General features: G+C 65.8%; 12 protein-coding genes and 1 pseudogene. 10 read left to right on the top strand and 3 right to left on the bottom strand.

Annotation, left to right across the window (positions count from 1 at the left end):
* The first annotated feature begins 215 nt into the window (after positions 1 to 215).
* The 4 genes and pseudogenes from AB8P05_RS20180 to AB8P05_RS20165 all read left to right on the top strand — a co-directional run.
* Positions 216 to 1,163: a replication initiator protein A gene (locus tag AB8P05_RS20180; protein WP_455174557.1), complete on the top strand. Its 948-nt coding sequence runs from the start codon at positions 216 to 218 to the stop codon at positions 1,161 to 1,163.
* A gap of 349 nt (positions 1,164 to 1,512) precedes the next feature.
* A complete protein-coding gene (locus tag AB8P05_RS20175; RefSeq protein ID WP_472760612.1) occupies positions 1,513 to 2,535 on the top strand; it encodes an AAA family ATPase in 1,023 nt (340 codons plus the stop codon).
* Positions 2,525 to 3,379 carry a ParB/RepB/Spo0J family partition protein gene (locus AB8P05_RS20170; RefSeq protein WP_472760611.1) on the top strand — a complete coding sequence of 285 codons (855 nt, stop codon included), beginning with the start codon at positions 2,525 to 2,527 and terminating at the stop codon, positions 3,377 to 3,379. The genes AB8P05_RS20175 and AB8P05_RS20170 overlap by 11 nt, the downstream gene beginning before the upstream one ends.
* Before the next feature lie 69 nt (positions 3,380 to 3,448).
* Positions 3,449 to 3,565 (top strand): annotated as a pseudogene (locus tag AB8P05_RS20165) (IS6 family transposase); the annotation flags it as partial.
* A gap of 223 nt (positions 3,566 to 3,788) precedes the next feature.
* Here AB8P05_RS20165 and AB8P05_RS20160 read toward each other — a convergent pair.
* The 3 genes from AB8P05_RS20160 to AB8P05_RS20150 form a co-directional block, all read right to left on the bottom strand.
* Entirely contained in the window at positions 3,789 to 4,775 is a 987-nt protein-coding gene (locus AB8P05_RS20160; protein WP_472760610.1) for a vWA domain-containing protein, read from the bottom strand.
* Between the two features lie 652 nt (positions 4,776 to 5,427).
* Positions 5,428 to 6,540: a hypothetical protein gene (locus tag AB8P05_RS20155; protein WP_472760609.1), complete on the bottom strand. Its 1,113-nt coding sequence runs from the start codon at positions 6,538 to 6,540 to the stop codon at positions 5,428 to 5,430.
* Between the two features lie 8 nt (positions 6,541 to 6,548).
* A complete protein-coding gene (locus AB8P05_RS20150) occupies positions 6,549 to 7,838 on the bottom strand; it encodes a TAXI family TRAP transporter solute-binding subunit (RefSeq protein WP_455174562.1) in 1,290 nt (429 codons plus the stop codon).
* A 213-nt stretch (positions 7,839 to 8,051) separates the two neighbouring features.
* Between AB8P05_RS20150 and AB8P05_RS20145 the strand changes: the two genes are divergently transcribed.
* The 6 genes from AB8P05_RS20145 to AB8P05_RS20120 all read left to right on the top strand — a co-directional run bounded on the left by AB8P05_RS20145 (position 8,052) and on the right by AB8P05_RS20120 (position 20,837).
* Complete coding sequence (locus AB8P05_RS20145) at positions 8,052 to 9,140, top strand: hypothetical protein (protein ID WP_472760608.1); 1,089 nt, start codon at positions 8,052 to 8,054, stop codon at positions 9,138 to 9,140.
* A 90-nt stretch (positions 9,141 to 9,230) separates the two neighbouring features.
* Positions 9,231 to 12,671: a tubulin-like doman-containing protein gene (locus AB8P05_RS20140; RefSeq protein ID WP_472760607.1), complete on the top strand. Its 3,441-nt coding sequence runs from the start codon at positions 9,231 to 9,233 to the stop codon at positions 12,669 to 12,671.
* Positions 12,625 to 14,799, top strand: coding sequence for a hypothetical protein (locus AB8P05_RS20135; protein WP_472760606.1), 2,175 nt, complete (start codon positions 12,625 to 12,627; stop codon positions 14,797 to 14,799). Before AB8P05_RS20140 ends, AB8P05_RS20135 begins: the two co-directional genes overlap by 47 nt.
* Positions 14,789 to 14,992 (top strand): hypothetical protein, encoded by a 204-nt coding sequence (locus AB8P05_RS20130; protein ID WP_472760605.1) that lies wholly within the window; start codon positions 14,789 to 14,791, stop codon positions 14,990 to 14,992. Before AB8P05_RS20135 ends, AB8P05_RS20130 begins: the two co-directional genes overlap by 11 nt.
* Before the next feature lie 14 nt (positions 14,993 to 15,006).
* Positions 15,007 to 19,341 (top strand): hypothetical protein, encoded by a 4,335-nt coding sequence (locus AB8P05_RS20125; protein ID WP_472760604.1) that lies wholly within the window; start codon positions 15,007 to 15,009, stop codon positions 19,339 to 19,341.
* The gene (locus AB8P05_RS20120; protein ID WP_472760603.1) at positions 19,338 to 20,837 is read left to right on the top strand and encodes a hypothetical protein; all 1,500 of its coding nucleotides are present in this window, start codon (positions 19,338 to 19,340) and stop codon (positions 20,835 to 20,837) included. Before AB8P05_RS20125 ends, AB8P05_RS20120 begins: the two co-directional genes overlap by 4 nt.
* The last annotated feature ends 52 nt before the right edge of the window (positions 20,838 to 20,889 follow it).

Here is a 20,889-nt window from a genome sequence, read left to right as displayed (position 1 = left end):
GGGTCGGGGCCGTCAATCGCGGGCTCTGCCTCCTCCCGCCGGCCCCGCTCGGGAAAACTGGCAGAACGGCGACGTTCGACCGGGCAAATCGCGCCACCCGCGGGAATCTTTCGGCAGAACGGCGACGTTTGAGCCGGATCTGTGGAACAGGGGGCGGGCTTGTGGATTATGGCTGCAATCAACTTCACGCCGCACAGCACCCGCGGAGAGATCGCATGTCCCAGACCACCAACGCCGAGCTGCTCGACCGGCCGCTGCAATTGGCTCTGCGGCTCGATTCCCCGCTGACCGGCGACGTCCAGAACGACCGCCACATGATGGTCTACAGCCTGTTCGGCCTGTCGAAGGACAAGGCGGAATCGCTGCCGACCTACGACGACGGCAAGGTGCGGATCGAGGTGCGGGCGCCGAAGAATGTCGGCGTCGCGACGATCTGGGACAAGGCGGTGCTGCTCTACGCCATCTCGCTGCTGCGCGAGAAGATGGAATCCGGCAAGACCCCGGCCAAGTTGGGCGAGTTGCACTTCACCACCAGCGACCTGCAGCGCATCGTCGGCAAGACTGCCGGCGGCAGCGCCTACGACAAGATCGAAGGGGCGCTGGAACGGCTGCAGGGCACGCAGATCAAGACCAACCTGGAGACCGGCGGTGAGGGCGAAAGCGGCGCCTTCTCGTGGATTTCCGACTACAAGCTGCTGTACCAGCGCAAGAAGGACGGCGAACGTGCGGTGCGCGGACTGAAGCTGACCCTGTCGGGCTGGGTCACCCGCGCGGCGCTGGGCCACAATCTGCTGAGCTACGACGACCAGTATTTCGCCCTGAAGCCGGTAGAAAAACGCCTCTACGAGATCGCCCGCGCCCATCTCGCCCGCGGCCATGCCTTCTGGATGGCGCTGGAGCCGCTGCGCAAGCGCGTCGGCTCCGACAACGACCTGCGCAAGTTCAAGAACGCGCTGGGTCCGGTGCTGGCCGCCGACCGCATCCCCGGCTATGGCGTGCGCATCGTCGAGACGGCGGAATACAAGGAGACGATGAAGGCGCGCGGCGCCGTGCTGGGCCGCGTCCTGAACGCCGACCTGCCGGTGCTGTTCTGGAAGAAGGACCAGGGCCAGCCGGAAAACTGGATCGACGTTCCCAAGGTGGAATACGACGAGACGGTGTGATCGAGAACAATCGTTTGAAAGTCGCGTCATGCCTTTGGAAGCAAGATAGAACACGGATTTCACGGATTTTGACACGGATTGATCGGATCAGGCGGTTTCCGGGAAGCCTGTCCAGTTGGATGGCCGCTGAGATGGAGCGCAATGAACCGCGCGGCTCCGTGTAATCCGTTTTCAATCCGTGTAATCCGTGTTGACCATTGCCTGCTTCTCCCGCGCGTCGCGTTCAAGCGATTGTCCTGCAGCCTGACCACTGCTCCTTCGGTCACCTCCATCCGGTAGACACCCGTTGCCGGAGTGGCGACGACTTGCTAGGGTCGCCGCAACCGGTGCCGGGGCAGGAGGACGGGGCGTGACAGGGGAACAGTTGAAGGCGTTGCGGGAACGGCGCGGCCTGACCCAGACGCAGATGGCGGCATTCGTCAACGAACTGACCGGCCGCAAATACGACAAGCAGCGACTCAGCAAATGGGAAACCGGCAAGGAGGCCCTGCCCCGCGACGTGCTGGGCCGGCTGCTGCTGCTGAATCTGGAACGGCCGGAAAGCCCCCTGCCCCGCCGCGGCACCACCGTCGCCGTCGGCCTGCAGAAGGGCGGCACCGCCAAGACCGCCACCTCCATCAACCTCGCCTTCATCCTGGCGCGGGCCGGCAACCGCGTGCTGCTGGTCGATGCCGATCCGCAGGGCAACGCCACCGTGCATATCGGCGTGCCGCAGGACGACGTGGTGGCGCTGACCGAACAGGGCAAGGTCCTGTACCATGCGCTGATGGGCAAGACGATGCTGGACGCGGTGATCCGCCCGACCAGCGTCGAGGGGCTGGACATCGTGCCCTCCAGCATCGCCTTGGCGAGCGCCGACACCGAACTGCCGGGCAACCTGACCAACGCCCAGACGGCGTTGGCCGAGATCCTGGACGGGGTCAGGGCGCGCTATGACGTGATCGTCATCGACTGCGCCCCCAACCTGGGTGCGGTGACGATCAACGCGCTGACCGCCGCCGACTATGTGCTGGTGCCCTGTCAGGCGGAACCGCATGCCATCCTCGGCGTCAGCGCCTTCCTCGACACCGTCGCCAAGATCCAGCGCCGGCTGAACCCGCGGCTGGAGGTGCTGGGCATCCTGCCGACCATGGTCAACCCGCGCCAGACCCAGGACCGGTCGTCGCTGGAGGACATCGAGCGGCTGTGGGGGAGCGACCGCCGCGTGTTCCCGCCCGTGCCGCGCGCGACCATCTATGCCCAGGCGGCCGGCGCCAACGTCATCACGCTGGATGCCGACATCGGCGCCCCCGGCGTGGAGAGCTATGCCGCCATCGCCGCCGCGCTGCTGACCGCCATGGGCCGCCTGCAGGAGACCGTCGATGCCGCCTAAGAAGCTGACCCGACAGACCGCCGCCACCGTGCTCCAGGCCAAGGAGGCCGGCTTCGCCCCCGAGACCGACCGCATGTTCGGGCTGACCGGCGTGCTGCCCCGGCTGGTCGAGGTCGATCTGGATGCGGTCGAGACCAATCCCGGCCAGCCGCGCACGGTGTTCGACGACGAGTCCCTGCGCTCGCTGGCGGACTCCATCGCCCGCCACGGATTGCAGCAACCGGTGCTGGTGCAGGAGGGGGCGGAGAAGGGCCGCTACCGTCTGGTGGCCGGCGAGCGGCGGCTGCGCGCCCACCGGATGCTCGGCCGCGGTACCATCGCCGCCATCATCACCAGGGGCCGGCCGGAAGAGATCGCGCTGATCGAGAATGTCCAGCGCGTGGATCTGGATGCCATCGATCTCGCCCGCGGCCTGTCCCAGCTGATCGAGGCCCACGGCTACACCCAGGCGGAGGTGGCGGCGGCCGTCGGCTGTTCGGAGGCCGAGGTCTCCAAGCGGCTGAAGGTGCTGCGCCTGCCCGAAGACATCCTGGCCGACTATCGCGCCAACCCCGACGCGGTGTCCCGCTCCGCCCTGGTCGAGCTGGCCTTCGTCGAGGACGAGGCGGAGCTGCGCCGGCTCTGGCAGACGGCGCGCACCGGTGGCCTGACCGTGGGTGCCGTGCGGGCGGCGCGTCCGGCGGCATCCGCCACGGCCGAGCCGCTGCGGGTGCTGGGCAAGGCGATCAACCGTATGGACAAGGATCTGGCCGCCATCGACACGGTCGCCCAGTCCCTGCAGCGCGAGCATCGCGAAAGGCTGCAGGCCCTGCGCGACCGCATCGACGACCTGCTGAACGGCTGAGGGTATTCTCCAGCCCTGCCGAGGGACGCTCGACGTTTGAACCGCTCCGGGCACCGTCAAGTCCACGGTGGCTTCGTGCTCGATGTGCTGGTGCAGAGCCGGCGCGATGCCAAGGCGGCCAAGCTGAAAATGCAGGGCCGCGCGCCGCGGGTGCTGGTGACCGATAAGCTGACGTCCTGCGCCGCGATCACCGCGCCGCCTCCGACTACCGCCCCAACCGCTCCAGGGCCGATAGCCGGAGCAGCAGGTGGAAGGACTGGAAGACGAAGCCGATGCAGCGGTTGCGCAGCGTCGACTTACCCGATCCGGACGCTCCGATGATCGCACAGACCTCGCCCGTCCGGCGGTTCGGCGGATCTCCGGCAGTCCGGTCGAAGCGGCACCGGAGCCACCCGATTTCCGTCCCGGATCAGGGAGCGAAATAGACGGTTTTTTGCTCGCCGGGCGCCAAGGACACCGCATTGCGCCGCATGATCTCCTCCTCTCCCGACCACAGTGAGACCTCGTAGGTTCCGGACGGCAGAGCGATCGGATCGGTGGGTATCGGGATCGGGGTCGCGAAGACGCTGCTGCTTTCGCCGGCGCGCTGGATTTCCACGCGCAGCTTGCCGTCCCGCAGCACGGCGCCGGAACCCAGGTCCAGCCCCAGCACCTTGAGCGTCGGTTGGGTAAAGGATGCCTGCCGCTGCTTCTCCGCCACCCTTCTGGCCAGTTCGACCATCGCTTTTTGGGCTTCCTCCGGTCTCGTCAGATCGATCCGCTTCGCGCCAGAGCATGCCGCCAGCCGATCGACGGCTTCCGTCCGCATGTCTCCTGCGCGGGGAACGACGATCGCATCGATCTCCACCCGGTTCTTGTCGCGCCCGAGATTGATGGCATGAAGCGCTTCGCAGGGGGCATTTGGATTTTGGTCGCAAGTATCCTCGAAATCGCTGATGAGAACGATGATGCCGCCGTCGGCACCCAGAACTTCGGCGGTCTTTGCGAGAGTCTCGGTAATGGGCGAATAGCCTTTGGCCGGCAGCCCCGACACTATGCGGTCCATTCGGTCGAGTTGCCCGGCGTCCAGGCGCACCGGCGGCGCCACGACGTCGATGTCCTTGCAACCCGCGACCCGTGCCGCGCCGCTGGACGGCACGTAGGTGACCGAATGACCGAACGAAACCACGCTCACGATGCTGCCGGGCGATTGCTCGGACAGACCGCCGGTGAAGTGGCGGAATGCGGCTTGCGCCACCTCCCTCTTGCCGTGCCGGTCGGAAGTCTGGGCCCGCATGCTTCCCGAACTGTCGTAAACGACCACGACTCCGCGATCCCCTGCCAGGGCAGGCGTGGCGGTCGCGCACAGGACAACGGCGAGAAAGCCGGCAATGGGCAGCAGAGAGAGCGGGTTCATCGCAGGTTCATCCTTCCGAATGGCAGTGTCGAGTCGGCATAGCCGCAGATGTCGTGAAGCGTGACATCGTACGTGCCGCGACTGTCGCCCTCGACGGCAATCCCCGTCACCACAAGGCGCAGCCTTGCGCTGTTGTCGAGACGGCACTGCAGCCTGTCCCGTGGCTCGATCGCCAACGTGTACTCCCCTGAGACACGCTTGTCGGTCGCAGTCGATGCCTCAATCCGGAACGGGCTTGCCGTTCCCGCTCCACCCGGCGCGGGCCGGTCGGGCAATGCCGCGAATGCGATCGACCGTTCTATCCCCGGAGGATCAGCCTCGAGAACGGTGATCTCGACCCTGGTCCGGAAGGGGGCGCGTCGACGCCGCGCCGGAATACGGAGTCGACGCGGGGCGACCGCTTACGCGTCGGAATGGCGGCCGCCGGGGCAGTCGGGCCGGGCTGCACGGCAGGAGGGGGAGCGGTGCCGGCGGCTCCGTTCTGGGTGGTTCCGTTTTGGGCGGCTCCGGTGTTGGGGAAGGAGGCGGTGCGGCGTTCGATTGGGCCGTCGATTGAGCGGTCTGGCCGGGCTGGGCGGCAGGCGGGGACGGTGCCGGCGGTTCCTGCTTGGCCGGTTCCGGTTTGGGTGGTTCGGCCTTGGGTGGTTCGGCCTTAACTGGATCCGGGGAAGGCGGCGGCGTAGCGCCGGGACCGGTCGGCCGGATCGCGGGACCGGCCGGACTCTGGGATTGGGGTTGCGGCTGGGGGGAGGCCAGCGACTTGGAGCTGCCCGCCAGCGGCGCCGGCAACGCCGGGCTTCCGCGGCGGCGCTCCCGAAACAGCGGCTGTGATGGCGGCACGCCGGCGGGCTTCCAGCCGCTTGCCTTCCTCCGTATCCGGCCGGAAGCAGTTCACCCTTTCCGTTTTCTGCTTACGTTCCTGAATTGGGCTTTGTCCGCAAGTGCCTGTGACGGGTTGTCCCGGCGCCTGCGACTCGGATTCGCAGAGCATGTCGAGCCTGTCCAGGAAAGACAGCGGCTGCCCCAGCATCGTGGAATGACCGGTGGTCGCCGACGCCACGTCCTCCAGCATGCCGGGGGGCAACCCTTCGGTCCCGAAGAGCCGCGTGAACACATGGATCGAGAGGCGGGCGAGGTGACTTTTCTCGAAACCATTTGCCCAGTCCGTCACCACCCCATTCAAACCCGCTCCGGTGAAACACGACTTCTGCATTTCGTAGTCGCGCAGGGGGATCGCGCTATTGCTGCCCGGCGGCCGGAAACGCAGGTCGTCGCCCAGGAAATGGACCACGAAGGTCAGGCGTTGCGGGGTGTTGGTGTCGCGCACCCGTTGCGCAAGTTGGCCGAGCACGAGTTTGACATCGTCGCGGGCGGCCTTCAGCGCGTCCCCGATGTCGATATAGCCGTTCCGCAGGTCGGGCGGCAACTGGAGCTTCAGCATGTCGATGTGGTCGTCGATGGCCTTGCCGGAGCTGTCCGCATCGCCATCGATGGGCGCTATCATCGAGGCTGAGGGCTTTCCCGGTGTTTTGGCGACCAGAAGCCCGCGATGCCGCGCGGGGTCCTTCCATGAGGGGTCTCCCTGGTCGAGCCCGTTCCGCCACTTCAACTTCATGTACAGTCGTACATCGCTGTCGTGATTGCGCAGCAGGCGCGTGTCCAGGACATAGATATGGAACAGCGGCTCCAGAGGGGGCGCCGCTCCACCGGCGGTCGGCGCCCAGCCGAGGAGGAACAGCGACACCAAGAGGATGAAACGTGGCAAATCCGGCCTCACGAACCACATTGCTGCGCACGGAATTCGTCGGATTTCCGCATGATCTCGCGAACCGAAGGACGCGGCCCAGGCTGTTGGCCAAGCCAGTCCTCGAACGCGGTGTTGAACATCGTCTTGTCGTCGCACAGCGGCAGGCGGGCTTTGCGGCATTCGATGCGCAAGGACCGGCCCGGGTTGGCGCGTATCCAGTCCTGCGCGGCGATCATCCGCTCCCAGCCGCCGACCTCGCGGCCCAGATCGACGCCGCACCAGTTGGTGGCGAAACCGTTCCCTTCCTTCGACATGGCTTCCGGCGCCCGTTCGAAGAAGTTGCGGACGAAGGCGGCGGTCGGCTCAAACCGCGGGGCTCCGCCGGCCCAGGCATAGGCGGCGAGGACCGACGGGACGCCGATCGTCGGCAGGCTTCGCCCCGCCGGCACGAACTCGACATAGTCGTCCGCGCTGAAAGTGCCCAGCTCATAAGGCGTTCTGTCGAGCCCACCGGCGGGTGCCCGGCCGTCGCAGCCCTTCGTGAACAGTTCCGGCCCGATCGCCAGCAGTTCAAGCTTGTTCTCCACGATCTCCTTTGCCGAAAGCTTGGCGAACAGCGGGGCCGGCTTGCCCACCACGAAAGCCACGGCGTCCACCTTGCCGGCCTTCAACTGCTCGATCCCTTCGTCGGTCGAGGTGCTTGCGTCGAAAGCGAGGTCGAGCCCGAGCAGCCCCTGGAGGACCGAGCGTACGGTCAGCCACGTCCCGGACAGCTGTCCCCCGACGTTGATCCGTTTCCCGGCAAGAACGCACACGTCGGCCGCCCGCCCGCCGATGACCTCCTGGCGCGTCAGGACATGCAGGTACTCCGTATGCAGGCGGCTGACGTAGCGCAGCCGCCTGCCCAGCTCTTCGCCCGTCGGCGTGGCCCTGTAGGCCTGGAGCACGTCGCTTTGCAGGATCGCGAAGTCGATCCCGCCGAGGTGGAGCAGGTCGTCGATGTTGCTGATCGAGCCGTGTCCGGTAACCGCGGCGACCCGCAGCGTGCTGCCTTTCCGGTCGTTCAGCAGCCTGACCATGTCCGATCCCAGCCGCGCGTAGACCCCGGTGGGCTGGCCGGTGACAATGCCCACCTGTCCACGCAGGATCATCGACTTTTCGCGGTCGGAACGAAGAACCGTCGGCAAGGCACCCGTGTCGGTGGCGGTCCGATCCTGCGCCTGCGATGGACCCGCCGCGACCGCCAACGCCCCGCCCATCAGGATTGCCGCCGCGAGGCGCTGCAGTGCAACGAAACTCAAAGGTTTCATAGACATACTTGACCTCCTGGCAATGTACGTTCCGATATCAGCGAGGATAACCAGAAAATCCCCTAACATACATATGAATGAACCGAGCTTCATCCCGGCGAGCGCGTGGAAATGCTATTGTGTATAAGATAAAATTGCGAATCAACTCTTGTGATGTCCGAATTCGCGTGTCAATTTATCAATTGATTGTCTGTGGGAATGCGAAAGATTGGTGGCCATATGATTTGGACCATTTTACGTCGGGCACAGCCCTATGGGATTGGGGTGCTTGGGCTTATCGTGTCCACGCTCGTTGGGCTGTTCTGGTACGTCAATGGACAGAAATATCCCATCGAAAAAGAATTCACCCCAACAGACGAAAATATAATCGAAGCAACCGAACAGGTTGTAAACGAATATCTCGACAACTATTCTTTAAGCACCCTGGAAGGCTTCCAATACAGGACAATATATAATATTATTATCAGGGATGCTGAATTTGAAATAGGCTCTCTCGTTATATCAAGCCTGAAGTCACAGAGCGTGTCGGACGAAGAAAGAAAATATGTAGTTTCAACAAAGTTAATGGCTAAATTGCGCCAGTGCCTGAGCCCTTTGGTTGAGAATGCAAAGAATGGAAATCTATTTGCCGTAAGTGCATTTGCTCTCCTGGCCGCGAAGAATCACGGAACGATGCTTCCTGATAGAATAGAAAACAAAAATTCTGAAGAAAAGATATTAAAATTTGAAAGTATTGCTAAAAGTAATGGCTGCCTACCTTATATGATCGGCCTCAAGGGATATGCGAGATTTGTAACAAGTATTGAGGAGTTGGACCATCTGAACGAGATGAACTCAAGACGAGGATCTCAGTTGCAGATTATCTCTCGTGAGCTTGCGAAGTTCAAAGATGCCATGGAGAGGATTGAGCATAAATTTCTCGTTGCAAGAGTTCGAGACGCAGAAGCGACCATCAAGAACATTGAAAACTTTAAGTTGGATATGGAATCATGGGAAAAGTGCTTCAAATCAGAGAATTTACCTGAGCAATTGGAAAAGCCAGACTCTTGCAGCAACCAAGATCATAGCTTGAGAATAAACAAGGTTTACTCTTTTGTAGATGATATGCAGATAAAAATAAAGTCTCATTCTCCCGGCTATAGTTCTGCTTATTCGGTTATGTTCGGCTATCTTCTCAGCTCGGCTTTGGGAATCTCATTTGCGATGTTGGCGGTGGTGATCCGCAATAGAAGAAAAGCGGACGGCGGCCAAGCACATGGGGCTTTGCAAGCAAACCTGCTGGATCCACCGAACGTTATCGGCGAATGACCGGGTCGCCCCCTCTCGGGCGCTCCCTTCCGCTTCTGGACAGGCAATCGACAAGCCCGGCGTTCGGCGCCGTTCATGGGGATGACGAGCATGGTAGAGCAGGCGCGCTTTCGGCCGACGTTGCTGGTTGGGGTCGGCGGAACCGGATGCGAAATCGCCGAGCGGGTCTACGCACGGGCCAACGCCATGAGCGCCGTGTCGGCGGGACGCCTGGCGGTGGTCGGCTTCGACACGGACGCCAATGACATGTCGCGCCTGCAGGCCATCGGCGGGCGCAACCGCATCCAGACCAGTTCCACCGATACGATCTACCAGATCCTGTCCAAATATCCCGAGGTCGAACAGTCGTTCTGCCTGGCGCGGGAAGAGCTGCCGGATACGCTGCTCAACATGCGGCTGCTGGACGGGGCGGCGCAGATCCGGATGCTGTCGCATCTGGCACTGTTCACGTCGCTGAAGGCCGGCGCGGTGCAGAACCGGGTCGGCGACGTCCTGTCGCAACTGGGCCGGCACGACGGCCGCATGGAGTTCGATGGAGCGATCAACATCCTGGTCACCGGCTCCCTGGCCGGCGCCACCGGATCCGGCTCGTTCCTGCAGATCGCCCTTTTGCTGCGCCGCCTGGCGGAGGACCGGACGATCAAGGCCTCGGTCCGCGGCATCTTCCTGATGCCCGACGTGTTCGTGCGCGGCGCCAACCTGCCGGCCGGGCAGATCGGGAACGTCCTCGCCAACGGCTATGCCAGCCTGAAGGAACTGAACGGCGCGATCGCCCGTGCCGAGCGACAGCGGGCGGCACGCAACCTCATGTACGAGTTCGGCCCCGACATGGTGCTGCGCGACGGCGAGGTCCCGTTCCAGAGCGTTACCCTCGTCGATTTCGAGAACTCGGCCGGCGGCAACCTCGGATCCAGCATCGCCAACTACAAGGAGATGGTGGCCCGCGCCGTTTATCAGCAGATTTTCACGCCCATCGGGTCGCGCATCGCCAGCGTCACCATCAACGACGCCCTGGCCAAGCTCGGTGCCGCCGCCGCCAGCACCAGCAACATGTTCAGCGGGGTCGGGATCTCGGCGGTGGCGTACCCGGCGCAGGAAGTCGCCGATTACCTGGGCCTGCGGTTCGCGCTGGAGGTGCTTTCGGGCGATTGGCTGCGCCTGGACCGGATGTATATCGACCGGGTGCGGCGCCACGAGGAACAGCGCGCGGCGGGCAATCTCACCCTGCAGCTCGCCGATCAGGGCGATGCCTATCTGGAGGATCTCGATCAGCTTGCCCTGCGCGAGCGCATCGCGTTCTTCGCCGAAATCCGCCGCGGTCTCCATCCCGTCGTCGCCAACCCGGAAGGGGGCGAGGACGAAGCGCCGCTCCATGTCACCTACCTCGACGCGCTGCTGTCCCATCTGTTGGAGACGTTCTGGAGCACCGAGCGCCTGCGGCAACTCCGCGACAGGCCGCCGATCGACTCCTCCGTCTTCCGCGCGCGCGACCGTCTGGAATCACTGGTCCGGACCAACGAGAACGTTCTGGACGACGATCTCCGCACGGCCGAGTCCAGCCTCTTCCAACGGCCCGAAGACCTTTTCGTCAACGTCATCGCCACCGAGGACGACCTTGCGGAGGGCGATCTGCGCCCATATCACCTGCAAAGCTACATCGTGAAGGGCGGCCCCCACCCCGTGCAGGTGCGGGCCTTTCTCTACGCCCTGCGCAACGAGGCGATCCGCCGGCGCAACCAGATCGACATCACGGTGTTTCGCCAGCGGATCATGGCTGCGGCATCCGTCTTCGACGAAGGCATGGCGGACAAGCACGACGATTCGACGCGCGGGCACGCCCGCATTCTCGACCAGGCGCGCCGGTTCGCCAATCCCGGAATCCTGGACCGGTTCACCAACAAGTCGGCGGCGTTCGTCGGCAAGTACACGTCCTTCTACAACACCAGCGTCATGCACATCCGCCGCTATGTCGAAGCGTCGGTGACGGCGAAGGTTCTCGACCTGCTGGTCGCCGAAACCGCCGCGCTCGCCGATACCTACACCGGGCTCTTCACCGAAGTCGGACGGGTGCTGGAACGGCTGGGGGCCGATGTCGAGCGCGAGGAGCAAAGGCATGCGCCGGGTGCCGGCTCCTTCTCCGGCAATCTGTTCATCAACGCCGATGCCGACGGCAAGCGCGCCGCCTGGGACGACCTGCGCCTGCGGGCCGCCGGCCTGAGGCAGAACGAAACGGCGAACCGGGGGCTGAACCGGGCGATCTACCGCCAGCACCGGGACGCGCGCAAGCAGCGCCGCTCGCCGGGCTTCCGCGAGTTGCGGTCGCTGTTCGAATCCTCGGTCATCGACGGGTTCGCGGCGAAGACCGTACGCACCGACTACGCTTCGGTCTGGAACCTGTCGGTCATCGAGGCGGCCAAGCGCGAAGCGGAGCGGCGCGGAACCGATTGGCGCACGCGGATCAAGGAGGCCGTCGACATCGTATCGTCCCAGGCCGAGCCTTTCCTGACCTTCGACGACCAGGGCCGCGGCCAGCGCATCATTTTCTGGGCCGTGTCGCCGACGGTGAAGGAGGAATACAACGACGACGCCGAGTTCGACGCGCTGTTCACGCTCAAGCAGGGCGAACAACCGCTTGTCCTGCCGGAGTTCTCCAAGCACGAACTGCTGTGCGTCAATCACCGCGTCAATCTCGAGCTTCGCCACCTGGCGAAGCTGAATCCCGGCGGGCTGCCGTCCGCCAACGTCAACGAGACGCCGCGCGGCCGCTATTTCGGCGCCTACGCCGACAGGATCGGCCGGCTCATCGACGAGGAGATCACCTCCCGCGCGCTGGGTTCGGACCGGCGTTACACCTCCACCGTCACCCCGCACATCCACCGCGACTGGCACCGCGGCGGCCGGCTTCCCGAGATTTTCCCCGAGATCCAGCAGAGGGAGCAGCTGGATTCAGCGCGCGCCTTCATCGTCGCGCTCGGGCTCGGGCTCATCCAGCGCGAAAGCGACTACGGCCGCCCCGTTGCCAACTTCTCCACCATCGGACGGGTTCCGCATGGCGGGCTGCGCGGCCGGCTTGCCGAAACCAGCCGGCTGTGGGACATCCTCAACGCCTTCGAGCAGCGCGCCGACATCATCCGCGCTTCGCTGGACGCCTGGAGCGCGGAAAAGGGCGCGCTTCTGCCGGGCTCCGACATGAACGCGCTGGCCCTCGTGAACGAGGTCTGCGGTGTGGGCACGGTTCTGCACATCCTGGAGATCGGGCGCGAACGTCAGGAGGTCGAGCGGCGGGAGTTCGCCTGCGCCAACCTTTTCACCGCCAGGCGCATACTGCTTTCCGAAATCGCCGACGCGGTTCTCGGCCATCTCGAACCGCCGGGCCGCGACGCGGTCGTGGCCGATTTCGAAACCCGGAGTTGGGAGGAAGGCTTCGCCGCATTCCAGGCGCAGGGCACGCGCGAGGAGACCGCCCGAAGCCTTCGCCAGGTCCATGACGGCGCCGTCGCCGGCCTTCAGAGAGCCTGGGCGCCGGCATGACGGAATCATCCCGGACAACGCCCCCGCGACCGAAGCGGACGGGCGCCTCGTCGTCGTCAACCTCGACCCGAGCTGGCCCTTCGCCGATCTGGTGCGGCGGTTTGCGCTCGATCTGTACGGGCGCGGGATCACCGGCGCGGTGGAGTTCCGGACCATCGGCGGCGAGCGCGCGCGGCGGGATCAGGACAGCCTGGTCTGGGGGACCCGCTGGCCGCGGATGTACGGCAACGACACGGAAGCCTTGTTGGCCGACCTTTTCGAGGATCTTGCGCTTCTCCACGAAGGGCGCCTGCGCGACCTCACCGTCGTCATGGTGCTTCCCCATCCCGCCGAAGCGTCGCACGTGACGGAGGAGGCTCTGGCGCTGGGCCGGCGCTTCGCGGAGCGGTTGGCCACCGCGCCGCAGGTGCTGCAGAACCTTGGCCGCTACGTGGCCGTCCGCGACGCGTCCCACGTCCCGGAGAACGTGGTCCGGGCGGTGTTGGGATCGATGGGCGAGCGCTTCCTCACCGATCCGGAACGCCGGGGCGGTCAGCCGTTCGACAGCATCGCCCTTCTGCTTCAGCCGCGCGTGCGGAACGATGCCGAAGAGGTGCATGCCCGGCAGTTCATTCTGCTGCGTTGCCTGCTCGAGATCATGGGGCGCAGCCACGAACGCTCCTCCGGGGAGCGACCCGGCACGGCGAAGGAGGCCGTCGCGGCAGCCCGCCGCGACCTGAGAGGCCGCATCGTGGCCCTCGATCTGGAGGGCAATCATCCGATCCTGTCCTCAGAGAGGCTCGGCGAGCTGCTCAACGCATTCTACGGACAGGCGGTCAACCAGCCGGCCACGGGCGGCGATCCGGTCGGTGATGGCGGTGCGGACGCGCCGAACGACGAGGAGACGCAGGTCGACGCGATTCTTCAGGTGATCGGAGAGGAGGTTCAGGCGCGCGAGCAGGAGATTGCCCCGCCGCGTCCCGCGCCGCAGAGCTGGAACCGCTATCTGGACGACGCGACCTACTGGTCGGCCGAACTGGAGAAGCGGTTCGCCGACGAACTGCGGGATGACCTCGACACGCTCGAAGAATGGAGCAAAACCAGCCTCCAGACGCTCGAGCAACGGAAGATGAGCCTGCATCAGACCGTCACCCTGACGCGCGAGCAGAAGGTGCGCGAGATGATCGGCCGCCTGACCTTCGTCAACGCCGGCCTGTCGGGTGAAGCCGCCCAGGTGCTGAAACGCATGAAGGACAAGGTATGGAGCAAGCGCGCCGATCTTCTGGCGATGGCCAGCGACAGCCGGGCGAAGCTTCTGTTCGTCCGCATCGCCTCGGAAACGACCATGGCCGCGACCCCGCAGGCCGAGGTGCCCGTGGACCGGCTGGCGTTGCGCAACATGCAGGAATACGCGGACTACAGGAACGCTGCGAAGAAGGCGCAGACAAGTCTGCGACGGCTCGTGCCGCGGGGTTATCTCGTGCTGGCATGGCTGGTCCCGGCGGCGGCGCTGGGCACCATCGTCGCCCATGGCGCGGCACGGGCGACGATGCAGCAGGCCGGCTTCCTCGACACGCTCCTACTCAATGGCTGGCCCATCCTGCCGATCGCCTGGGCGTTGGCGACCGGGATGGGATTCCTCCTGGTCCGCCGCGTGATCAAGGCACGGAGGAACGCCCTGCGCGAGGCCATCGACGACCTGCACAAGGCGAGGGGACGACTGGCCGAGAGCGTCCATCTGGCGATGAGGGCGGCCCTCAACTATGTGATCCTCACCAGCCGCATCCCCTGGCTCGATCTGCTTCACCAGGAACTCGACCGGCGCGGCGCCGAGAACGACCAGGGCGCCTATGCCCGGGCGCTGGCGCTGGTCCGGCCGCGGGCGCACCGCAAGGTCCGGCTCTCCTCCGACGAGGAGAGGCATTTCCACAGCCGTCATCAGAAGGACGTCGCGGGGCTGCGCGTCACGCGCTGGCTGCCGGGCATCCTCGTCAAGACCGATCCGTCGGCCGATCTGCGGCCCGCGCCCCTCGAATTCGCGCTGGGCGCCGATGGCAGCCGCTTCACCCTGGATGCGACGGTGTTCCTGGCCGAGACGAAGGTGCTGCTCACCGACGTGACCAGCGACGAGGTGACCCATGTCACTTGACCATGCCGCTCCCCCACCGCCGCCGGTGCGCATGCGCGAACGCTGGTGGACGAACCGCGCGCTGATTCCCGCCGCCGTGGTCGCCGCCGCCGCCGCCGGCTGGCTCAGCTACGAGGCGGCGAGCCGGGACATCGCGCCCTTCAACGCGCTGGATGCGATCCGGCGTACCGGCCAGGGGGGCTTGCCGTCATAGGGTTCGTCGCCGGGGTGGCACTGCATTCCGCCCGTTGGATCATCGCCCGGACCGGCTTGAGCCTGGCCGGCGCCTATTTCTGGCTGGACGTCGTGTTGAACATGGCCGTCGCCGCCGCGGCGGCCGGCCCGGCGGCGCTGGTCCTCGCCTTGTTCTGGTGGTTTCCGGGAATCCGCCCCCGGAACGAATTCGAGGCGATGCGCCCCCGCTCCGGCGCGCGCGCCGTGACCCGACAGATTCTGATCGCCACCATTCTCTTCATCCTCCTCATCCATGCGGTGCAGGCTCTTGCCAATTGGTTCGGAGACGACGGGGCGTTCGAACGGACCATCGGCTTCTTCTGGGGCGGCATCCTGCTCATGGCGCTGGTCTTCTGGGCCCGTACGCCGGGAGGCGTGGCGGCCAAGCGGCTCCGGGGCCCGGCGGGCGCAGTGCCTGCCAGTGTTTCCGCGGCGCTGCCGAAGCTGTTCCAGGCCTACGTGAAGGCAGGGGCGGGAAAGGGGCTGCTGTTTTCGGATGAGCGCCAGGTCGGCGACCTTTCATCCGCGCGGCGGACCAGGGGCGGCTTCGTTCCGAGCGAACGTCTGGGCGCCGCGCTCGGCCGCTTCGTGCAGCGGACGTCGGATGAGATGCGCCTCAGTGCTGACGAGGCGCGCAGGCTCGAACAGTTTCTGGTCGCCATCGGGCGTAACGACATCGCGAGGATTGCCGGGCAGGACCGGCCCAACGTGAACGTCTACTTCGAAGAGCCGCTTGGTGAACTGCATTTCCGCGCCCTGGCCGAGACGGTGTCGCTGTCCCAGGACGAGGGCGGCGCGACCCTTGTCCTGTGTCCCGACCTCGCATACGGATGGGTGAAGAGAAGCCTGTGGCGCGTTTTCGGGGAGCACTGCACCGACGTTACCCAGACCTGGTGGGGCCAGGACGACGGCAAGTTCGATCCGACCACCATTCCGTCCCTTCTGCTTGTCACGCACGAAGGGCTTCAACAGCATATCCTGGGCCGGAGCGCGGCCGACTTCGACCGTGTCCTGGAGCGGCTCCGGCTGATCGTCCTGATCGATGTCCATCGGTTCGACCCGTCGCTTCTCCACCAGCATCTGGCGCTGCTGTGGATGCGCGTCCCGGCCGAGCGCGTGCGGGTGATCACACAGGGCGCGCCGCGGGCGGCAGCGCGCGACCTGCACGAGGATCTTTTTCGAGCCACCGGCCGCACCTGGCAGGAGGCTTCGTTACGCTCGGAAGCCGCTACGAAGCTGTACACCCTGGTCTGGGACCGGACACGCGCGGCTCGCGACGCCCTTCTGAACGGTGTCGTCGCGACCGGAGAGCGCGACGGCATCGACCTCGTTCCACTTCTGCTGCTACCAGCCCTGCGGCTTGGCAACGACTGCGTTTACCTGGACGCCTGGGAAAGGAAGGAGGAGGTCCGCTGGGCCGAACTGGAGGATCGGTTGCAGGGCGGCGTCTCGATCTCGAAGGTGCGGACCGAGCAGCAGCCGGTCTTCGGGCGGGAGCCGACGGTGGCGCTGATCGAAGATCGGGGCAACCTGCACGACTCGCTCCTGAACCTCTACCAAGCCCAGCTTCCGGCGGAATTCCTGGTGCTGGTCGCCTCGCACGCCTATCCCTTGCGGGACTTCCTGCTCGATCCCGAGCGGATGAACCGGGCGATCCAGGGGTCCAGCAACTCGCCCTTCCACCCGATCGCCCCGCGGCCGCGCGGCGGCCTGCGCGAGTTGGCGCTGGTGGTTCTGCTTCGCCTCCTGTCGCCGCCCGCCGCGGGCCGGAATTCGCGCGCCGCGGTGCTGACCCGCATGGAAGCGGCACGCCATTTCGACGCGTTGGGCAACCCGGCGCTTCTGCGCGCTTTCAAGGTGTCTCCGACACGCCATGGCATCGAAACCCTGCTGAAGATCCAGTTTCCCAGGGAGCGGCTGACCGTCGAGATGGACCGGCGCCAAGCCGACCAGACGTCGGCCACCCCGTCTCTGGCGAGCGGAAGCGATGTGGACGACGATGTCCGCTACTTCTGTGCCGGACATTCCCAGCTTCCCGAAGCGATGAAGCCGTTCATTCCGCTGACCGACGGCGGCGTCAATAAGCAGGAGGTAGGCTGGGTGGCGCGCGACGATTACGGCTTGGCTTTCGTCGCAGGCACCGCGATCCTGGTCCGTGGGCGCCATTACCTGGTCACACGCGTTTCCAACGCCGAGGTCGCGGTCCAGGCGTTCACCGATCTCCGGGGCCGCTTCCATGTCGGGGGCAGCGTCGGATTCCGTTTCTGGCGCCTCTACCGTCTGCTGTTCGACGAGCGGACGGTATTGGCCGAAGCCCCGCGCCGGGAGTGGATCGGCATCGGGCGCACGGCGATGCTGTTCCATGCGCCGCTGGAACGCGCGACAGTCGGCTACGAGGTCACCGATACCCTTGGCGGCACCGCGCGCCCCGACGCCATGACGGTCCGTCTGAATGGCGACAGCATGGTCCGCCGCAACCTCCAGAGCGTGAACGTGGCCGCATTCCGCTATCACGTTACGCAGGCCGACGGCACCGACCCGTCACGCATCGCCTTCACCCTGGCTGCGCTTCTCGGCGATCTCCTGGAGACCCTGTTCCCGGCTCTCGGCCACCGGGTTGCCGTCCTGTCGCCCCAGGCCGAACCGGTCGTCGAGCGCCTCCAGGCCCGGTCGCGCGACGACAAGCTGGCCGAAGTCCTGCTGCAGCGGTACCCGCGCATGACGGCCTCGCCTTCGTCCGGCTACGATGCGCCCCCCGTGCCGGCGGCCGACGTTCAGGACGCGGTCGGCCGCCTGATCGACGGCGCCGGCATCGTCGGGGCGGACATGCGGAGCGGGGTGTCCGGTCCGAATGCCGGCCCGAATGGAGGCGAGGGAGGATGTTGCATCGACCTGCTGGTGGTCGAAGACTGGCCGGCCGACCTGGGCGTCGCGCGCGCAGTGTATGCCTACTCGGCGCAGGTCGAACGCGCGCTCGCTCTGTTCGCAACCTGGCTGGCCGGGAAGGCGGAGGAGGAGACGCTCTTTTACCGCTTCGGCACCGACCGCCTGCCTGACGCCTTCGATTTCCAGGGAGCGGCCCACATCGCCCAGGCCGCCGCCAACATGCGCGCGGGAGGAGGAGGCGCCATGACGGCCCTCGCCACGCTCCGGCTGGCGGCATGTTTCCCGCTCGCCGTCCTCGGGCTGCTTTTGGCGCTTGCTTCGGCGCCCCCGGCCGCCGCCGCCAAGATCGTCGGGGTTCTGTACGACGATTCCGGCAGCATGGCCGGCCGCACGCATCTGCCGGCGTTCGGCGCCCAGGTTCTCGCCTCGACGCTCGATGGGCGGCCGGGCCACGACCAGTTGCTGAGCGCGAGGCTGTCGGACTTCAATGCCGAACTCAAGCGTTCGGGCGGCATGATCTCGAAGTTGCGGGACCGGTATGGCGAGGCCTCTCCCGCGGCGATCGAGGCGACCGAGAAGCTCGGTGTCGATTTCGTGCATCGCGAGAGTTTTGAAACCCCCGCCATGCATCAGGCCTTTCTCGATACCATCGCAAGTGGCTGGGTCCGGGCCCAGGGCGGAACGCCGTACGAGCCGCTGGAGCTTATCCTACGCCAGCTGGTCGAACGCACGGGCACGGACGACCAGGCCTTCCTGATCGTCCTCACCGACGGGGCCTTCTTCGACGGCAATAGGCCGGGTCCCGGACCCGCCGCCCTGGAGCGGGCGTTCCGGTCCTACAAGCAGCGTTTGAAGGGGAGCCTGCGGGTCGAGTTCGTCCTGATCGGCCCGGACGCAGACACCCGCAGGCGGGTCGACGAACAGGGCGTTCGGGACGGCCTGCTTTCCGTTTTCAACGGGGGTGCCGGCGACGGCAATCATCAGGTCGACACCGTCGACGATCTGCGCCGCGCGCTGTTCGACATCACGGCGCGCATCGCCTCGACCGACCGATCCGGGAGGGGTGATCTCGTCCGGATCGGCGGCGACCGCATCGCCGTCTCCAGCCCCTTCTCGATAACCCGGATCGTCAGCGTCGCCGCAGGGGCGGCGGACCGGCCGGTTCCCGAACTGGCCGAGACAAGCTTCGCCGCGACGCCCGCAATGACGCTGTCCAGCGCCATGCGCGGACCCGACACGGCCGAGGGCTGGCGGAACGAGCGGCTGCGGGCCACCACCACCCATTTCCGCTTTCACCCCGCCCTGCCCGCCGGTCCGGTCGCCCTGCGCTACGACCGGCCGGTCGAGGACAAGGTGATGCTGCTGTTCGAGACCGGCACACGGTTGGAACTTTCCGTGCGCGATGCAAGGGGGGCGTCGTGCCGCCCGGGGCCGACGGGGTGATCGAGCTTATGCAGGGGCATCCCTACGCGCTGAACGCCACGCTGAGCGAACCGGCGGGCCGACCGGACCAGCGCGAGATCTTCGACTTCGCGAAGCTGCCGTCATCGGCTCGGCTCACGGCCTGGACGGACCCTGGAGGACGGCGGTCCGGTCTGCCGCTCACGCTGGACGTTCCGAACAATCGCGCCCACGGGGCGCTTCCCACCGACGCCACGGGCTCATACGAAGCAGGGGGCACCTTCAGCGTTCCCGGGTTCGTCATACAGGAAGGCGCAAGGCTGAAGCTGCGCGTCGTCAGCCCTGCCGTCGCCTATGACATCGGCGTACAGAGCGCCGTCCCGTGCCCCGCTTGCGGACCGGACGAGGTGATGGCGCCGCTCCACCCCGGCGTGACGAAGGACACGGTCGGCCGATTGACCGTGTCCCAGACACAGGGCCGCGCGGCGCAGGTGACCGTCGCCTTGCGCGATGCTCCCGCCTGGCTGGGGCTGGTCGACGCCGCGGGCCTCCCCGTTCCGCCCGACCGGCCGCTGCCTCTGTCCGCCGGACAGCCGATCACGCTGGAACTGAGGCGCGATCTGTCCGACGCGATCGGCCTCGGGCGTCGGGAGAACCGGATCACGATCGAGGTAAGATCGCTGCCGCCATATGTGGGCGAGGCGGCCAAGCCCATGACGATCATTCTCGAACCACCGGATGTCTCCCTGACCTATGCCGGCCATTCCCGCGGACCCGCGTCGGGACCGCCGATCTTGCTGACCGGAGCGGACCTGGAGGCGGGCGACCAAAGGCTATTCTTCGAGATCGCGAATGCCCCGTTTCCGCCCCGGGCCGAGCAGATCCGCGTCGACTCGCCGGGCGGCTTGTTGAACGTCGGCATTGAGCTGAACGACAGCCGGCTGGCTCTGAGGGTGGGAAGCGACCATTGCGCATGCGCGCTGTGGTTCCGGCATCTGGTCGGCGCTCTTCCCGATCGCGTCACCGTGAGCTACCAGTTCATCGACGACCTCGAACCGGTGCCGACGACCGTCCCCATCCGGATCGAACCCAGGGCCTGGGAGGCGCTGGAAAGCTGTTTGCCGCTCATCCTCGCGGTGCTGGGAGCCGTCTACGCCGCCCTCGCGGTCAGGACGTTCTTCTCGACACACCGCTTTCCAAGAGGCAGCGTCGCACAGATTCTCGATCGCAACGCCACGCTGCCGCGCTACGAGGACCTCAGGCACTGGAGCGTCCGCAGCCTGGGCTTCCTGCTGCTGCAACGGTCGCATGCCCGCCGCGTGGTGGAAGGGCTGCTTCTGGAGGCCAAGCCCGACGGGGCGGCCATTCTCCTCGCGGAAAGCGATCAGGCATTTGTGATCGAACGATTGGGCCAATCGATAGGACAGATACGGCATGACCAGCCGACGCTCGCCGATGTCCTGATCTTCTGGGGTGAACGGCTGAGCCGACCCAGAGGACCCAAGTCGCTGATCCTGATGCGCGAGTTTCAAGCATGAACCAGCATTGTCGCGTGAATCGGACTGCAGGCAACCTGATCTTGCCCCGGTT

The sequence above is a fragment of the Azospirillum sp. VT-I1 genome (genome assembly GCF_055698305.1).
Note: the sequence above shows the minus strand (reverse complement) of the source record. Positions and strands in the feature narration are given on the sequence as shown.

Coding starts and splice junctions, on each gene's coding strand:
- AB8P05_RS20180 (WP_455174557.1), top strand. CDS start 216: ATGTCCCAGACCACCAACGCCGAGCTGCTCGACCGGCCGCTGCAATTG.
- AB8P05_RS20170 (WP_472760611.1), top strand. CDS start 2,525: ATGCCGCCTAAGAAGCTGACCCGACAGACCGCCGCCACCGTGCTCCAG.
- AB8P05_RS20160 (WP_472760610.1), bottom strand. CDS start 4,775: ATGAACCCGCTCTCTCTGCTGCCCATTGCCGGCTTTCTCGCCGTTGTC.
- AB8P05_RS20150 (WP_455174562.1), bottom strand. CDS start 7,838: ATGTCTATGAAACCTTTGAGTTTCGTTGCACTGCAGCGCCTCGCGGCG.
- AB8P05_RS20145 (WP_472760608.1), top strand. CDS start 8,052: ATGATTTGGACCATTTTACGTCGGGCACAGCCCTATGGGATTGGGGTG.
- AB8P05_RS20140 (WP_472760607.1), top strand. CDS start 9,231: ATGGTAGAGCAGGCGCGCTTTCGGCCGACGTTGCTGGTTGGGGTCGGC.
- AB8P05_RS20135 (WP_472760606.1), top strand. CDS start 12,625: ATGACGGCGCCGTCGCCGGCCTTCAGAGAGCCTGGGCGCCGGCATGAC.
- AB8P05_RS20130 (WP_472760605.1), top strand. CDS start 14,789: ATGTCACTTGACCATGCCGCTCCCCCACCGCCGCCGGTGCGCATGCGC.